Annotated in this window: 15 protein-coding genes, 1 pseudogene and 1 other annotated feature; of the genes and pseudogenes, 4 read left to right on the forward strand and 12 right to left on the reverse strand. The window is 58.2% G+C overall.

What is annotated here, in order from left to right; translation table 11 throughout:
- The 5 genes and pseudogenes from thrB to yjjY form a co-directional block, all read right to left on the reverse strand.
- Positions 1-930, reverse strand: a complete 930-nt coding sequence (gene thrB, locus BJP61_RS18205; RefSeq protein WP_038865027.1) for a homoserine kinase — start codon at positions 928-930, stop codon at positions 1-3.
- 1 nt (position 931) lies between these two features.
- On the reverse strand, positions 932-3394 hold the full coding sequence (gene thrA / locus BJP61_RS18210; protein WP_171998937.1) for a bifunctional aspartate kinase/homoserine dehydrogenase I: 2463 nt from the start codon (positions 3392-3394) through the stop codon (positions 932-934).
- Between the two features lie 25 nt (positions 3395-3419).
- Positions 3420-3537: a sequence feature (Thr leader region), on the reverse strand.
- Positions 3476-3544: a thr operon leader peptide gene (gene thrL, locus BJP61_RS18215; RefSeq protein ID WP_071601047.1), complete on the reverse strand. Its 69-nt coding sequence runs from the start codon at positions 3542-3544 to the stop codon at positions 3476-3478. (Overlaps the previous feature by 62 nt.)
- 211 nt (positions 3545-3755) lie before the next feature.
- Positions 3756-4442: a tRNA/rRNA methyltransferase gene (locus BJP61_RS18220; RefSeq protein WP_171998939.1), complete on the reverse strand. Its 687-nt coding sequence runs from the start codon at positions 4440-4442 to the stop codon at positions 3756-3758.
- Between the two features lie 394 nt (positions 4443-4836).
- Positions 4837-4978, reverse strand: a pseudogene (yjjY, locus tag BJP61_RS18225) (protein YjjY).
- A 97-nt stretch (positions 4979-5075) separates the two neighbouring features.
- Between yjjY and arcA the strand changes: the two are divergent.
- Entirely contained in the window at positions 5076-5792 is a 717-nt protein-coding gene (gene arcA, locus BJP61_RS18230) for a two-component system response regulator ArcA (protein ID WP_007675752.1), read from the forward strand.
- Positions 5793-5849: 57 nt separating this feature from the next.
- Here arcA and creD read toward each other — a convergent pair whose 3' ends face one another.
- From creD to creA, 4 genes are all read right to left on the reverse strand, one after another.
- Positions 5850-7208 carry a cell envelope integrity protein CreD gene (gene creD / locus BJP61_RS18235; protein ID WP_171998941.1) on the reverse strand — a complete coding sequence of 453 codons (1359 nt, stop codon included), beginning with the start codon at positions 7206-7208 and terminating at the stop codon, positions 5850-5852.
- 79 nt (positions 7209-7287) lie between these two features.
- Positions 7288-8712 (reverse strand): two-component system sensor histidine kinase CreC, encoded by a 1425-nt coding sequence (gene creC / locus BJP61_RS18240; RefSeq protein WP_171998943.1) that lies wholly within the window; start codon positions 8710-8712, stop codon positions 7288-7290.
- Entirely contained in the window at positions 8712-9404 is a 693-nt protein-coding gene (gene creB, locus BJP61_RS18245) for a two-component system response regulator CreB (RefSeq protein ID WP_075193483.1), read from the reverse strand. Before creB ends, creC begins: the two co-directional genes overlap by 1 nt.
- 18 nt (positions 9405-9422) lie before the next feature.
- Positions 9423-9902, reverse strand: coding sequence for a protein CreA (gene creA, locus BJP61_RS18250; protein WP_038865040.1), 480 nt, complete (start codon positions 9900-9902; stop codon positions 9423-9425).
- Positions 9903-10111: 209 nt separating this feature from the next.
- Here creA and robA point away from each other — a divergent pair, with 209 nt between their 5' ends.
- Positions 10112-10981: an MDR efflux pump AcrAB transcriptional activator RobA gene (gene robA, locus BJP61_RS18255; RefSeq protein WP_038865042.1), complete on the forward strand. Its 870-nt coding sequence runs from the start codon at positions 10112-10114 to the stop codon at positions 10979-10981.
- Here the strand turns inward: robA and gpmB are convergent.
- On the reverse strand, positions 10978-11625 hold the full coding sequence (gene gpmB, locus BJP61_RS18260) for a 2,3-diphosphoglycerate-dependent phosphoglycerate mutase GpmB (RefSeq protein WP_038865044.1): 648 nt from the start codon (positions 11623-11625) through the stop codon (positions 10978-10980). The genes robA and gpmB overlap by 4 nt on opposite strands.
- Before the next feature lie 54 nt (positions 11626-11679).
- Here gpmB and yjjX point away from each other — a divergent pair, with 54 nt between their 5' ends.
- A complete protein-coding gene (gene yjjX, locus BJP61_RS18265; RefSeq protein ID WP_038865046.1) occupies positions 11680-12195 on the forward strand; it encodes an inosine/xanthosine triphosphatase in 516 nt (171 codons plus the stop codon).
- Here yjjX and trpR read toward each other — a convergent pair.
- Positions 12186-12515, reverse strand: coding sequence for a trp operon repressor (trpR, locus tag BJP61_RS18270; protein WP_007730112.1), 330 nt, complete (start codon positions 12513-12515; stop codon positions 12186-12188). The genes yjjX and trpR overlap by 10 nt on opposite strands.
- A 53-nt stretch (positions 12516-12568) precedes the next feature.
- The gene (gene sltY / locus BJP61_RS18275) at positions 12569-14503 is read right to left on the reverse strand and encodes a murein transglycosylase (protein ID WP_171998945.1); all 1935 of its coding nucleotides are present in this window, start codon (positions 14501-14503) and stop codon (positions 12569-12571) included.
- A gap of 234 nt (positions 14504-14737) precedes the next feature.
- Between sltY and ettA the strand changes: the two genes are divergently transcribed.
- Entirely contained in the window at positions 14738-16405 is a 1668-nt protein-coding gene (gene ettA, locus BJP61_RS18280) for an energy-dependent translational throttle protein EttA (RefSeq protein ID WP_038865051.1), read from the forward strand.
- Positions 16406-16803 lie beyond the last annotated feature (398 nt).

Below are 16803 nucleotides of genomic sequence, written 5' to 3' on the forward strand. Positions count from 1 at the left end.
TTATCCCAATACTCGTGCGCCAGCCGTGTCGAGACGGCAGATATGTACAAAGCCTTCCTGATTTTGCAGATAGTGCTGCTTCAGCCACTCCGCCACCCGCTGTGCGGTGTCGGTTTTATCACAGACCGCGAACAGCGTCGGGCCGGAGCCGGAGATGCCGCACGCCAGCGCCCCGATCTCCGTTGCCGCCTGGCGTGCCTCGCTAAAGCCCGGCAGTAATTTGGTACGGTACGGTTCGGCGATGACGTCACGCATCAGTTTAGCGGCAAGCTGCGGCTGGCGCGTATGGCAGGCATGAATAAAGCCCGCCAGATAACGCCCGTGGCTGATACAATCCTGACGGCGATACTGCGCCGGTAAAATGGCCCGCGCCTCGGCGGTTGAGACTTTGATCCCCGGATACGCCATTACCCACAGCCATTCGTCAAAGCACGGCACCGGCTGGCTGATAATGTGGTTTTCTTCCAGCATCAGCTGCAGGCCGCCCAGGAAACAGGGGGCGACGTTATCGTAATGAATGCTGCCGGAGATGCGCCCTTCCAGCTCACCCATCAGCGTCAGCAGACGATCGTCGCTGAGCGGTTTGCCGCAAAATTCGTTCATCGCCATCAGGCCCGCCACCACGGAGCAGGCGCTGGAGCCAAGCCCGGAGCCTATCGGCATGTTCTTCTCAAGCGTCATGGCGACCGGCACGGTTTTGCCAATCTCCTGACAAAAGCGCTCCCAGCATTGCCAGGCGATATTTTCTCGCGGTTCGGCGGGCAGCTTGCTGACGAAGCGCCCGGTATTGGTCAGCGAAAACTCCGCCGCCGCCTCTACCGTCACGCAGTCGCCCAGCAGCTCGCCATTGACCGGCGACACGGCAGCGCCTAATACGTCAAACCCCACGCTGACGTTGCCAATGGAGGCCGGGGCATACACTTTAACCATCTTAAACTCCTAACTTCCATGACAGGGTGCGCAGCAGATCGGCGAACACGCCCGCCGCCGTGACATCGTTACCCGCGCCGTAGCCGCGCAGCACCAGCGGCAGCGGCTGGTAATAGCGGCTGTAGAACGCCAGCGCGTTTTCGCCGTTTTTCACTTTATAAAGCGGATCGTTACCATCTACCGCGGCGATCTTCACGCGGCAGACGCCATCTTCTTCAATGGTGCCGATGTAGCGCAACACTTTGCCTTCGTCGCGGGCCTGCGCCACGCGAGCGGCGAACTCATTATCCAACTGCGGCAGGCGCGCCATAAAGCTCCCGGTTTCGCCGCTGTCGTCAAAGCTTTCCGGTAGCACCGGCTCAATGAGGATATCGCTAAGCTCAAGGTGACGGCCCGTTTCACGCGCCAGAATTAATAACTTGCGCGCCACGTCCATGCCGGAGAGATCGTCGCGCGGATCCGGCTCGGTATACCCCATTTCGCGCGCCATACGGGTCGCTTCCGACAGGCTCATGCCCTCATCGAGCTTGCCGAAAATAAATGACAGCGAGCCGGAAAGGATGCCCGCGAAGCGTTGCAGCTCATCACCGGCGTTGAGCAGATTTTGCAGGTTTTCGATAACCGGCAGCCCCGCGCCAACGTTGGTGTCATAGAGGAACTTACGGCGTGACGCGGCGGCGGCGTGGCGCAACTGGTGGTAGTAATCCATCGATGAGGTGTTAGCCTTTTTGTTCGGCGTCACCACATGGAAGCCTTCACGCAGGAAGTCAGCGTATTGATCCGCCACCGCCTGGTTAGAGGTACAGTCGACAATGACCGGGTTCAGCAGGTGATACTCTTTCACCAGGCGAATCAGGCGCCCGAGGTTGAACGGCTCGTTGGCATCCGCCAGCGCCGCGCGCCAGTTTTCCAGATCCAGCCCGTGTACGTTGGTCAGCAGCGCTTTTGAATTCGCCACGCCGCAGACGCGCAGATCGATATGCTTCTGCTTAAGCCAGGTTTGCTGGCGCTTCAGCTGCTCCAGCAGCGCGCCGCCGACTCCGCCTACGCCAATCACAAAGACTTCAATGACCTGATCGGTATTGAACAACATCTGGTGCGTGACGCGCACGCCGGTGACGGCATCGTCATTACTCACCACAACGGAGATGGAGCGTTCGGATGAGCCCTGCGCAATCGCCACAATATTGATATTCGCGCGAGCAAGGGCGGCAAAGAATTTCGCCGAAATACCGCGCAGCGTGCGCATGCCGTCGCCCACCACCGAGATAATCGCCAGGCGCTCCATAATGGCAAGCGGCTCCAGAAGCCCTTCTTTCAGCTCAAGATAGAACTCATCTTCCATGGCCCGCTGCGCGCGGGCGCAGTCGCTTTGCGGCACACAAAAGCTGATGCTGTACTCGGACGACGACTGGGTAATCAGCACCACCGAGATCCCGGCGCGGGACATGGTCGCGAACACGCGCGCCGCCATCCCCACCATGCCTTTCATGCCAGGGCCGGAGACGTTGAACATCGCCATATTATTAAGGTTGCTGATGCCCTTCACCGGCAGGCCGTCTTCGTCACTGGACGCGCCAATCAGCGTGCCGGGCGCCTGCGGATTACCGGTGTTTTTAATCAGGCAAGGGATCTGGAACTGGGCGATGGGGGTGATGGTGCGGGGGTGGAGAACTTTGGCGCCGAAGTAGGAGAGCTCCATCGCTTCCTGGTACGACATCGACTTCAGAAGCCTCGCATCCGGCACCTGGCGCGGGTCGCAGGTATAGACGCCGTCGACGTCAGTCCAGATCTCACAACAGTCGGCGCGCAGACAAGCGGCCAGCACCGCGGCGGAATAGTCGGAGCCGTTACGCCCGAGCACCACCAGTTCGCCTTTATCGTTACCAGCGGTAAAGCCCGCCATCAGGATCATATGATCCGCCGGGATTTTGCTGGCCGCGATGCGGCGGGTGGATTCGGCAATATCGACGGTCGATTCCAGGTAATGGCCAACCGCCAGCAGTTTTTCCACCGGATCGATAACCGTTACTTTATGGCCACGAGCCTCAAGCAGCGCCGACATGATAGCGACAGAGAGTTTTTCACCACGGCAGATGAGCGCCGCGTTGATGCTGTCCGGGCACTGGCCGAGCAGGCTGATGCCGTGCAGCACATGTTTGATCTGAGCGAACTCCTGATCGACGACCGCTTTCATTTGCGCATACGGGAAGTCAGGTTGGGCGTCGCTGAGCCCTTTCAGCAGTTCGGCAAAAATACGTTCGGCATCGCTGATATTCGGCAGGGCATCCTGGCCACTGATGGTTTTTTCAATCATCGCCACCAGGTGGTTGGTGATTTTCGCAGGAGCAGAAAGAACGGTCGCTACCTGCCCCTGCCTGGCATTGCTCTCCAGAATGTCGGCGACACGCATAAACCGCTCTGCGTTCGCGACCGATGTACCGCCGAATTTCAACACTCGCATGGTTGTTACCCCTTGATTTTATGCCGAAAAAAAAGCCCGCACTGTTCAGGTGCGGGCTTTTTTCAGTTTTTCCTGTACGCGTCAGCCCGCCCCGTTACCTGTGGTAATGGTGGTGGTAGTAATAATGGTAGTCAGGCTGATGCGAATCATGGATGTTGTGTGCTCTGTACTTTTCTGTTTTCTGTCCTGTATCTCTATTGGTTAAAGTAATCGTCAGGTTAAGTCAACGAATATTTCATTTACGCACCGGCCGAAACTGTTCCGTCGGATAGCGATAAAGACGTCTTTTACGCCCCTAAAACCCGGCGATTCCCCTGTCTAATTAGCATTTAATGCTGGAAGCCGCAGACAATTTAGTTTTTCAGCCTGCTGATTTTTTTTCGATATCGTGCAGCAAACGATGCAACATCGCGGTGTCGCGCTGCTCAAGAAGCCCGAGACGCTGTTGCAGCCAGTCGGCCATTTTGATGTCGTCTTCGACGCCAAGCGTGGTCAGCAACGCGTCGATGCGCAGGCGTAGCGCTTTCAGCTGGTCATGATCGGCCTCTGGCGCCGCGGCAGGTGGTTTTTGCATCAGCGTCGTTAACTGATAGCAGTAAACCATCACCGCCTGACCCAGGTTCAGCGACGGGTAATCGGCGACCATCGGCACACCGGTTAGCACATCGGCCAGCGCCAGCTCGTCATTGGTCAGTCCCGAATCCTCACGTCCGAACACCAGCGCCGTCACCGGCAGCCAGGCCGCTTTCTCTTCAAGCAGCGGCAGGAGCTGTTGCGGCGTCGCGTAGTAGTGAAACTTCGCGCGGCTGCGCGCTGTGGTGGCGACCGTGAAGTCCACATCGTCCAGCGCGGCGGCGAGCGTGTCGTAATGCCGCGTATTATCGAGAATATCACCAGCACCGTGGGCGACGCGACGCGCCGCCGGGTCGAGATGCGCTGAACTGTCAACGATCCGCAATTCGGTAAATCCCATGGTTTTCATGGCACGCGCGGCGGCGCCGACGTTTTCAGGTCTGGCGGGTGACACCAGAATAATGGGCAAACGCATAAGGCTCTCTGTGATTCTGTCGTGGAGGAAAATAGCGACCCGCCAATTAATACGCGTCGCGAATTTACATTTTATATACAATCCCGGCCCGTTAAGGGTCGCTAAATAGATAAACAGTAGTTATGGAAATAACCGGAGAAATCCCTTTTATTATGCCGTAAAACCGGCGTTATCCGGCTGTTTATCATCAATAAAAACAATACAAATTCCGCTTGCTTATCGGATTCGCTTTGTTTATTAGTTAAGAGGCGAAATTATCCGCAATGTTACCCGAATGTAATCAGAGTTAGTTCTTCGCTGCGATGATCTCATCAAACTGTTAACGTGCTACAATTGAACTTGATATATGTCAACGAAGCGTAGTTTTATTCGGTGTTGGTATCGTATCATCCTGTTATGTTGCTGTTAAAATGGTTAGGATAACAGCCGTTTTTGACACCGTCGGGTCCAGAGGGAAAAGTACCCACGACCGAGCTAATGATGTTGTTGACGTTGATGGAAAGTGCATCAAGAACGCAATTACGTACTTTAGTCATGTTAGGCCGGGCATGTTAATTTATGGCATGTATAAGGCAGGTCAGGGACTTTTGTACTTCCTGTTTCGATTTAGTTGGCAATTTTTAGGTAGCAAACATGCAGACCCCGCACATTCTTATCGTTGAAGACGAGTTGGTAACACGCAACACGTTAAAAAGTATTTTCGAAGCAGAAGGCTATGATGTGTCCGAAGCCACCGATGGCGCCGAGATGCATCAGATCCTCTCTGACAATGATATCAACCTGGTTATCATGGATATCAACCTGCCGGGTAAAAATGGCCTGCTGCTGGCGCGCGAACTGCGCGAGCAAGCGAATGTCGCGCTGATGTTCCTGACTGGCCGTGATAACGAGGTGGATAAAATCTTAGGGCTGGAGATCGGCGCTGACGATTACATCACCAAACCGTTTAACCCGCGTGAGCTGACCATCCGCGCCCGCAATCTGCTCTCCCGCACCATGAATCTGGGTACGGTAAGCGAAGAGCGTCGCAGCGTGGAAAGCTACAAGTTCAACGGCTGGGAGCTTGATATCAACAGCCGTTCGCTCATTAGCCCGAATGGCGAGCAGTACAAACTGCCGCGCAGCGAATTCCGCGCCATGCTGCACTTCTGCGAAAACCCGGGCAAGATCCAGACCCGCGCGGAACTGCTGAAGAAAATGACCGGTCGCGAGCTCAAGCCGCATGACCGTACGGTTGACGTGACCATCCGTCGCATTCGTAAACATTTCGAATCCACGCCGGACACTCCGGAGATCATCGCCACCATTCACGGTGAAGGTTACCGTTTCTGCGGTGATCTGCAGGAATAAACCTGACGGCGAAACGTGAAAAGGGCGGAGATTCCGCCCTTTTTTATTGCCCGCCTTTTACTTCCAGAGCCGGAAGCGCTCTTCCTGCGAGGCAGGCGTCAGGCGTGTGAAGCGTGCTTTCGCAGGCGTCAGCGCATACCAGTCGATATGACGGGTCAGCAACATTACCGCTGCCAGCGCGGCAAACAGCAGCCCACTGCCAAGCAATAGCGCGAAATCCTGCGAGCGCAGCAACTGCCAGAGCACGCCGTCGAGCGCCAGCAAACCGCCCGCAAAGAGCAGGCTACGCCGCCACCCTTTCAGTACCGCCTGCAGATACAGCGTATTCAGCGCCGCCCCGGCGAGGCTTGCGGCAAGCCAGGCCAGGTTAAAGCCGATATGCTCGGAGAACGCCAGCAGCAACAGATAGAACATGACCAGTGAAAGCCCCACCAGCAGATACTGCACCGGGTGCATCGTAATGCCGCTCAGGGTTTCGCAGACGAAAAACGCCATGTAAGTGAGCGCTATCAGCAGCACCGCGTATTTTACCGCGCGGTCCGTGAGCTGATACTGATCCACCGGCGTCGCCACCGTCACGCTGAACGCCGGCAGCGCGCCCAGTCTCACCTCCTGCCCCTTCTGAAAATAGCCGTCGAGATTATTGGCATACCAGCTGCTGCGCCATTTCGCCGCAAAACCGCTGGCGGAGATCTCCCGCGTCGCGGGCAGGAAGTTGCCGTAGAAGTTGGGATGCGGCCAGTTACTGATAAGCGACATCTCGCTGCTGCGCCCCAGCGGCACGACGGAAAACGCGCCGGTGCCGTTCAGCTCCAGCGAGAAGCGGACCGCGAGCGTCGAGGCCTCAAGCAGCGCAGCCGGTACGCTCGCGTGCAGCCCCTCGCCCCCCTCCTCAAGCCCGGTGCCTGGTTCGACCTCCAGCGTCTGCCCGTTAATGTTCAGCGCGCCCACATTGCCGATGCCGCGCGAATCACCTACCGCCATCACCAGCCGGGCGTCACCCAGCCGGTACTGCGCGCCAGGGTTTACCGCCTGCGCAGGCAGCGTAAAGCGCGCCTCCAGCGACACCTCGCTGCGCCAGACCTGCCCTTCGTAAATGCCGACGTGACGCGGTTCAACCGCCTGCTTTCCCGTTACCATCAGCGACTCCGGCAGCCAGTAGCGGATAAAACTGCGCTCCCGGGTCACCTCTTTGCCCTCTTCCATTGTGGTGGTGATTTCGGTTACTGGAATGACGATAAGCGGCCCGACGAGTTTCTGCGGCCCGCTGGTGCTCTGCTCAAGCGAGTGAGTGACGTGGTCGCGATAATCGGCGCGCTCGCCGATGACGACGCTCAGAATGCGCAGCGGGATCAATAGCAGCGCCATACAGCCCAGCAGCGCCATGCCTTTTAACATCAATGGTGATTTCAACATAAGCCTCTCCTCTTCGATGGTGCCGAAGATAGAGGGCTTATGTGGGGTGGAAATGAAGTTATGTGAAGCGCCGGTGAAGTCAGGCGGGATTTAACGTCAGCCGCGCCTCAACGCCGCTTTCCGGCCGGTTAGCCAGCGTAATGTCGCCCTGATGAAGCCGCGCCACTTCCTGAACGAACGCGAGCCCGAGGCCGCTGCTCTTCTGTCCGCTCGCCCGCGGGAGCGAATAGAAACGCTCGAAAATGCGCGCCAGCGCGTAGTCCGGAATGCCGCTACCGGTATCTGTCACGCGCACAATGACCCGCTCGCCCTCCTGCCATGCGCCCAGCGTTATCTCGCCGTCCGGTGGGGTGAAGTCGAGCGCGTTCACCAGCAGATTGCCGATGGCCTGCAACAGCAGCGCCTCATCGCCCGCCACGCGCAGGTCGCCGGGGTCGGGGTCGATACGCAGGCGTACCGCGTTTTGCAAAAGCGACGAGGCGTAGAGCTCCGCCAGGGTGACGAACAGCGGCGCCAGTAAGACCGGCTCGGGCGCGATCTCCAGCCGGTTTTCGAGCTTCGCCTGGTGCAGCAGTTTTTCCACCAGCGCCTGCATACGCGCGTTTTGCTGCAAAATATTCTCGCTGAACCGCCGCGCCACGTCAGACGGCGGCGCCTCGCGCAGGATCTCCGCCGCGCCGCGAATGCCCGCCAGCGGGCTTTTCAGCTCGTGGGTCAACGCGTGGACATACTGCTCGATATAATTTTTACCTTCGAGCCGCACCCGCATGTTTTCCAGCGCCTGGGCGAGACGCCGCAGTTCGCTGCTGCCGGGGTCGGGCAGCGGCAGAGGGGCGGCCCCGGTAACCGAATCGGCGTAACGCACCAGCCTGCCGATGGAGCCGTTGATCCAGAGCACCATCACGATGCCGGTCAGGAGCGCGATGCCGAGCAGCGCAACGCCCGCCATCATGATCCGGTGTTCGCTGCGGCGGATCACCGGCGCAAGCGCGATATTTGGCTTGCCGACGCTCAGTACGCCGATGATGCGTCCCGCGTCGCGCACCGGCGCGGCGACGTACATCACCGTGCTGTCCGGATCATCCTGGTGCAGCGGCGAGCTGCGCGCTCCATAGTGTTCGCGCAGCGTCAGCCAGACATCGTTCCAGCGCGAATAATCTTGTCCGACCGCCTCGCCGCTGGAGTCGAACACTACCCGCCCCTGCGCGTCCGTCAGGTAAACACGGTACTCATTCCGCACCTTTTTGATGCCGCTGATATTGGCGTTCACCGGGTAGTGGTTAAGACGCTTAAACGCCTGCGCCAGTTGCCCGTCGCGCGGACGCCCCGCCAGCAAATCGTCGCGGGCAATTTCTGCAAGCAACGTGGCCGTGTCATTGAGCGAGCCCTCGGTCGCCCGCCGTACACCGGGTTTGATCTCCTGCACGAAAATGGCGAGCACAAACCAGGCCGCCACGGCGACAATCAGGAAATAGCCCAGCAGGAGCCGCATGCCGATGCGCATCAGCTGACCGTCAGGCTGTAACCCAGCCCCCGGTGCGTATTAATGGGTGAGGCGTCCGGGTTTACCGCGCGCAGCTTGGCGCGCAGGGTTTTAATATGGGTATCGACGGTGCGATCGAAGCTGTCGCTGGCGTCGCCCCATACTTTATCCATAAGTTGCTGGCGCGAGTAAACGCGCCCCGGCGCCAGCAGCAGCGTTTTTAACAGCAGGAATTCATAGCGGGTCAGCGGCAGCGGCTGGCCGCACCAGGCGATGTGCGCGGCGTCGTCGTTAAGCTCGAAATTCCCCGCGCGTACCACGTTTTGCGCGCCGCTCTGCTGCTTTTGCAGCCGCCGCAAAATGGTGCGCACGCGGGCGCACACTTCGCGCGGCGAAAACGGCTTGGCGACATAGTCATCGGCGCCGATTTCAAGGCCGATAAGCTTATCGACCTCCTCGCTGCGCGCAGTGAGAAACAGCACCGGCAGCGCCGGGTGCGCCGCCAGTAGCTGACGGCACAGCTCGAAACCGCTGATGTCTGGCAGGCCGACATCCAGCACCACCAGATCCGGCAAGGTATGGCGGAGCGCGTCCAGCGCGGGCAGCCCGCGTTCAAAAGTGCGTACCGTGAAGCCCTCAAGCTGCATCACATACGCCAGCGCTTCGCTGATGCTGGTTTCATCCTCCACCAGCCAGACGGTTGTCTGATTCATCCTGAATAATCCTGTGAATTACCGGGCCTGGCCCCACGGCATAATCGGTACCGCGCTTAGCGCGTTTTTCGGCGAACCTTCAACCACTTTGTCGGAATATGTCAGATAAGCCAGCGTGTTGCGTTTCGCGTCATAAAACCGCACTACCTGCAATTTTTTGAAAACCAGCGACGTGCGCTTCTGGAACACGACATCGCCCTGCGCCTTACCGGCCTTGATTTTATCGCTCAACTCGATAGGCCCGACCTGCTGGCAGGAGATAGCCGCGTCGGAGGTATCTTCCGCAAGGCCCAGGCCGCCTTTGATGCCGCCGGTTTTCGCACGGCTCAGGTAGCAGGTCACATTTTTGACGTCCGGATCGTCAAACGCTTCGACGACAATTTTGTGATCCGGCCCCAGCCATTTGAATACCGTATCTACTGAGCCTATCTCTTCAGCACGTAAACCACCGCTCAATGCCATAAACATTACTGGAACTAATAACGCCCGATATTTCATATTGTTACCATTCATTTAAGGTTACGTTTGGTGATTATTCACAGCTCGAACAAAAAACCTTACAGATCACATTGTTACTCAAAATCACATTTTGCAGCAGCAGATCCTGCCTAATCAGCAAAAGAAAACACTGAATGCCAGAAGAACAAAAAATGCTACTATTCGCTACCCACTTTTTCAGGCACTGCGTTTAAGGATGAGGATTATATATGGATCAGTCTGGGATCATTCGGGATCTGCTCACCTGGCTGGAAGGCCATCTTGATCACCCCTTGTCTCTGGACAATGTGGCGGCCAAAGCCGGTTATTCCAAGTGGCATTTACAACGGATGTTCAAAGAGGTGACGGGCCAGGCTATTGGCGCGTATATCCGCGCGCGCCGTTTGTCGAAATCCGCCGTCGCCCTGCGTCTGACCGCTCGTCCTATTCTTGATATCGCGCTGCAATACCGTTTCGACTCGCAACAAACGTTTACCCGCGCGTTTAAAAAACAGTTTTCGCTGACGCCAGCGCTCTATCGCCGTTCGCCGGACTGGAACGCAAAGGGAATGTGTCCGCCAATCCGTCTTGAGGCATTCACACCGCCGCCGCATCAGTTTGTGACGCTCGCGCCACTGCATTTAACCGGACTCACACAGAGCTACACCTGCGCGCTGGAGCAAATCTCGGCGTTTCGCCAGGAGATGCGCGTTCAGTTCTGGCGCGAGTTCCTGGCGAACTGCCCTGTCCTGCCGCCGGTGTTTTACGGCCTCAACGAATCACGCCCGAGCGTGGAAAAAGACGATGAGCAGGAAGTTTTTTACACCACAGCGCTGCCGGAGCCGCTGGCCGACGGCTGTGTGGAGCACACGCATCCGGTGACGCTGGAAGGCGGCGACTACGTGCAGTTCACCTATGAAGGGCCAGGCACCGGCGTGCAGGAGTTTATCCTGACGGTCTACGGCACCTGCATGCCCGCGCTGGGTCTGACGCGCCGCCGCGGCCAGGATATTGAGCGCTATTTTCTGACGGAAGATACTCGCGCTCAGGATCGCAGCATCAGCCTGCGCTGCGAATACCTGATCCCCATCCGCCGTTAACGCTGTAACTCATCCAGCGCAGGCGCATCGAGATGCGACACATCGCCTGCGGTTTCCACTACCCAGCCGGACGCGAGCCACGGGCTCTGCTGATAATCCACGCGGGAAATCGAGCAGTTGCGCAGGCGCAGACGACGCTCCGCGTACGCAGGCAAACCGAGGATCGTGCTCACCAGGCAACCCAACGCCATGCCGTGGCTGACCAATAGCGGGCGGCTGCCCTGCGGCAAATCAAGGCAGGCGTTCAGCGCACCGTGCATGCGATCGCTCACCTCCTGCATCGACTCGCCCTGCGGAATGCGTCCTTCAGGCGTGCCGTTGATAAGCTGTCGACGCCAGCCCTCTTCTTCCTCGGTGAGCGTGTCGAGATGACGGCGTTCAAGAACGCCCATATCCAGTTCGCGCAGGCGCGGATCCAGTATCACGTCGCAGCCGCATCCCTGGGCGATAATCTCCGCCGTACGCCGGGTACGCCCCAGATCGCTGCTGATGATATGCGTGATGCCAAGCGCTTTGGCGCGCTGCGCCACCTGCATGGCCTGGTGTTCCCCTTTTTCCGTCAATGGGCTGTCCGATTGCCCCTGGATGCGTCGCTCGGCGTTCCACTGCGTTTCACCGTGGCGAACCAGATATACCTGTAACATGCTTTTTATCCGTTATACTGCTGCGACTTAAACGTCTGTGAGTGTGAATTAATTATGTACCATGTTGTCTGCGCCACGACGAATCCAGCCAAAATTCAGGCGATTCTGCGTGCATTTAGCGAGATTTTCGGCGAAGCATCCTGCCATATTGACGCCGTCTCCGTCGATAGCGGCGTGCCGGAACAGCCGCTGGGGAGCGACGAGACGCGCACGGGCGCGCGCCAGCGCGTCATCAACGCCCGCGCGCTGCGTCCGCAAGCCGACTACTGGGTGGCGATTGAAGCCGGTATTGATGAAGGCAGCACCTTCAGTTGGGTGGTGATTGAAAGCGCGCAACAGCGCGGCGAAGCGCGTTCTGCGACGCTGCCGCTGCCGGCGTCGATACTCGAAGAAGTGCGCGCCGGGAAGGCGCTGGGGCCGGTTATGTCCGCCTGGACAGGCATTGACGAAATTGGACGTAAAGAAGGGGCTATCGGTATTTTCACCGCCGGCAAGCTGACGCGCAGCAGCGTCTACCATCAGGCGGTGATCCTGGCCTTAAGCCCCTTTCATAACGCGATTTACCGCTGAGCCTGCAACAGCTCCTGTTCAAGCCACTGGCGCAGCTCGGCGGGCGCCGCTTTCAGGCTATTAGAGCCGCGGGTGATTGTTGCGATCCCCGCGCCCAGTTCGCTTTTCAGCTCGCGCTGGCTCATCTCGCCGCGCAGCAGCTCTTCGATAATGCGCACGCGCGTACCGAGCGCGGCGCGCTCGTCCGGCGTCAGCAGCAGCGTTAACAGGGGAAGATGAAGCTCGTCGTCAAAAGATTGCTTCAGGAGCGCCACAAAGCGCAGCCACTCCTGATGGCTCTGTTCGGCCTGGGCCGCGGAATAAGTTGAATGTTGAGTCATCGGATGCCGCCATACTCGTTCACTAGTACGCCAGCATAGCACAACACCGCCGATCAGTAACGGCGGCCCCACTCCGCATCGCTCATCAGCACCGGCTTATCCCCCATGAAATAGCGGTAATAGGCATCATAAGCCAGCACGTTTTTCACATAGCCGCGCGTCTCAGAAAACGGAATACTTTCAACAAACGCCACCGCATCGATGCGCCCGGCGCTGTTGCCAAGCCAGGTTCGCACGCGTCCCGGCCCGGCGTTATACGCGGCGGAGGCGAAGATGCGATTGTTGTCGAACATCTGATAGACATACTGCAGGTAGCTGGTGCCTATCTGGATATTGGTTTCCGGGTCAAGCAACTGCGCGCTGCTGCTGTAGCCTGGCAGATTAAACATCTTCACCGTATGGGTCGCGGTGCCGGGCATTATCTGCATCAGGCCCGACGCGCCGACCGGCGAGCGCACTTTCGGGTTCCAGGCGCTCTCCTGACGCGCGATCGCCATCGCATAGCTCTGCGACACAGCTTTATCGCTCACGTAGCGGGCGAACAGATCTTTATATGCCAGCGGGAAGCGCTCTTCGAGCTGATCCCACAGCTTGCCGGCGATCGTCGCCTGTACGCTCAGATCCCACCAGTTACGGTCGAATGCATAACGCGCCAGCGCCGCCTGTTCCTGCTTGCTCCGACTGGTGACAAGATTCGCCCATTCACTGCGCGCAGTATTATCAAGCCCCCAGTACATCAGCTCGCGCACGCGCGCCATCTCCGCGCCTTCAAACAGCGCGGCGTTAACCGTTGGCGCTTTGTCCACGCGCAGCGGATAATCCTCGCCAAGCCGCTGCGCCGCCGCCATTGGGTAGAAGCCGCGCTGCTGCATCAGCGAATGCAGAATGGTTTTCGCCTCGTCGTCACGTCCACGCTCCATCAGGAGATCCGCCTGCCAGTAGCGCCATTCGTCTTTCTCTTTCGCCTCCATCGGCAGACGCGCAAGCCAGGTATTCAGGCCGCTGCGGTCGCCTGTGCCGAGCGCCATACGCACCCGGCGCTCAATAAGCGACGTGGATTCGGAACGCATAATCGCGTCATCACGCCAGCGGGCCTGCTCGGCGGTCACGTCGTTGCCCATCAGACGCCACGCCACGATATCGCGCAGCTCCTGCGCCTGCGCGTCGTTCAGCTGCTGCGCCTGGATGAGCGAGGGGATCATCAGCCGGGCGTTTTCAACATCCTGACGGGCGACGCTTGCGAACGCCACCGCAGCCATCTGGCGGGTGAAGTCGGTCGCGCCGACGCTGCGCACAAACGTCATCACGCTGTTGGGATCGTTCGCGAGGCTCACCAGCGCGCTGCTGATGGTCTGATAATCAGACGGTAGCTGGCTTGCCAGCGAGCTCACCAGCCGCGTATTGCCCTCTTTCATCGCAAGACGAATACGCTCAAGGTAGGCCAGCGGATCCTGCGCGCCGGAAGTGCGCCAGACGTCAAAGAGACGCTCGCACGCCGCCGGCAGGTTTTTCCCGGTCTGCCAGAGATCTTTCGCGCCCTGCCACGCGCCCTGCGCGTCGCCGGTGTTAAATTTCGCGTAATAGTAATTGCACTGCGCCTCGGTGCTGCCCGGCGGTTGGGGGCTGAAGGCGAGCAGGCCGCGCCAGTCTTCGCGGCGCGCCAGTTCATTCACAAAGCGGGAGGTGAGCGAACGCGCCGGCGGCAGCGTCGGGTTCGCCTGAATAAACTGCTGCACCGTAAGAGTGGGCTGATTCATCAGGTCATCGGTGAGCTGGCGGTACTGCAAATAGGGATAAAGCGGATAGGTTTGCAGCGTGGGCATTAACTGCTCCACCACGTCCATCTGCCGGTTATCCCACGCTTGTTTGATCTGCGCATAGCGGCTGCGCTGCTCGTCGAGCGAATCGGCGCGTGCGGCCTGGCCGAGCGCCAGCAGGCAGACGCCTGCCGCCAGCCACCGCCAGACGGCCTGTCTGGATGTTCCCACAATCCTTCCTCATGTTAATTGACTGACCGGCAGCCTCATGCCGCCTGAAATTCTCAGATACTTCATGCTAACCAGGCGAAGGCCGTTGCGCCATGTCGTGAACATTTTTTTACCATTCGCGCTTTAATGTCTCGTCTGGCGCATTCGCGGCGTTGCTGGCTGGGATTAAGCGTTGAAAACAGCTAAACTTCGCAGCTGTTAAACCCTTAATCATGATAAGAGGCGAAGTCCAACGTGGCTCAATTCGTTTACACCATGCATCGCGTCGGCAAAGTCGTTCCGCCGAAGCGACACATTCTGAAGAATATCTCTCTGAGCTTTTTCCCTGGCGCCAAAATCGGTGTGCTGGGCCTGAACGGCGCCGGTAAATCCACCCTGCTGCGCATCATGGCGGGCATCGATAAAGATATCGAAGGTGAAGCCCGTCCGCAGCCCGGCATCAAAATCGGCTACCTGCCGCAGGAGCCTCAGCTCAACACTGAACACACCGTGCGTGAATCGGTCGAAGAGGCGGTATCTGAAGTGGTTAACGCGCTTAAGCGTCTGGACGAAGTCTATGCGCTCTACGCCGACCCGGACGCCGATTTCGATAAGCTCGCCGCCGAGCAGGGCAAACTGGAAGAAATCATCCAGGCCCATGACGGCCACAACCTGAACGTCCAGCTGGAGCGCGCGGCCGATGCCCTGCGTCTGCCGGACTGGGACGCGAAAATCGCGAACCTTTCCGGTGGCGAACGCCGCCGCGTGGCGCTCTGCCGCCTGCTGCTGGAAAAGCCGGACATGCTGCTGCTCGACGAACCGACCAACCACCTGGACGCCGAGTCCGTGGCGTGGCTGGAGCGCTTCCTGCATGATTTCGAAGGCACCGTGGTGGCGATCACCCACGACCGTTACTTCCTTGATAATGTTGCGGGCTGGATCCTCGAACTTGACCGCGGCGAAGGCATTCCGTGGGAAGGCAACTACTCTTCCTGGCTTGAGCAGAAAGATCAGCGTCTGGCCCAGGAGGCGTCTCAGGAAGCCGCGCGCCGTAAATCCATCGAGAAAGAGCTGGAGTGGGTGCGTCAGGGTGCCAAAGGCCGTCAGTCCAAGGGCAAAGCCCGTCTGGCGCGCTTTGAAGAGCTCAACAGCACCGAGTACCAGAAACGTAACGAAACCAATGAACTCTTTATTCCGCCGGGACCGCGTCTGGGCGATAAAGTGGTGGAAGTCAGCAACCTGCGTAAATCCTACGGCGATCGCGTGCTGATTGATGACCTGAGCTTCTCCGTGCCGAAAGGCGCGATTGTCGGCATCATCGGTCCGAACGGCGCGGGGAAATCCACGCTGTTCCGCATGATGTCCGGGCAGGAGCAGCCGGACAGCGGCACCATTACGCTTGGTGAAACCGTGAAGCTTGCGTCCGTCGACCAGTTCCGTGACGCCATGGACAACAGCAAAACCGTCTGGGAAGAAGTGTCCGGCGGGCTGGATATCATGAAAATCGGCAACACCGAGATGCCGAGCCGCGCGTACGTAGGCCGCTTTAACTTTAAAGGCGTTGACCAGGGCAAACGCGTCGGCGAGCTGTCCGGCGGTGAGCGTGGTCGTCTGCATCTGGCGAAGCTGCTGCAGGTTGGCGGCAACATGCTGCTGCTCGATGAACCGACTAACGACCTGGATATCGAAACCCTGCGCGCGCTGGAAAACGCCCTGCTGGAGTTCCCGGGCTGCGCGATGGTTATCTCGCACGACCGCTGGTTCCTTGACCGTATCGCCACGCATATCCTGGATTATCAGGATGAAGGCAAAGTGGAGTTCTTTGAAGGTAACTTCACCGAATACGAAGAGTATAAGAAACGCACGCTCGGCGCGGATGCGCTGGAGCCAAAGCGTATTAAATACAAACGTATCGCCAAGTAATGCCATTCACGGCCTTCTCAGGAAGGCCGTTTTTCATCTGCCTTATTCTTAAGATTTATACCCGCCCTTAACTCCGATTTATTGCCGATTTCTTGTTCATTCACCCCTATTATGGTAATTAATAAACCATATTTGGCTCTTTGGGTTTCATAAGGTTTTTGCGCCGTCCGTTAGCAGAAAATTTATTATTGGCGTTTATTATTTTCATGGATTGAAAATGTCACGGAATCGGTGTCAGGGTTAAACAGACCGCCATCTGCGCGTCGTTAACGTCATCTCTCCTCGCTTTTTATCATTTTCACCGTCAATACATAAAACCGACAGTCAGTTTTTAGATTTACTACCGGTTACCGCCAGGGCTTAAGGTTATGCTGGCCGTTTCCTGTTGGCAGACGGCA

This window comes from Cronobacter sp. JZ38 (genome assembly GCF_008932145.1).
GTDB classification, from domain to species: domain Bacteria; phylum Pseudomonadota; class Gammaproteobacteria; order Enterobacterales; family Enterobacteriaceae; genus Cronobacter; species Cronobacter muytjensii.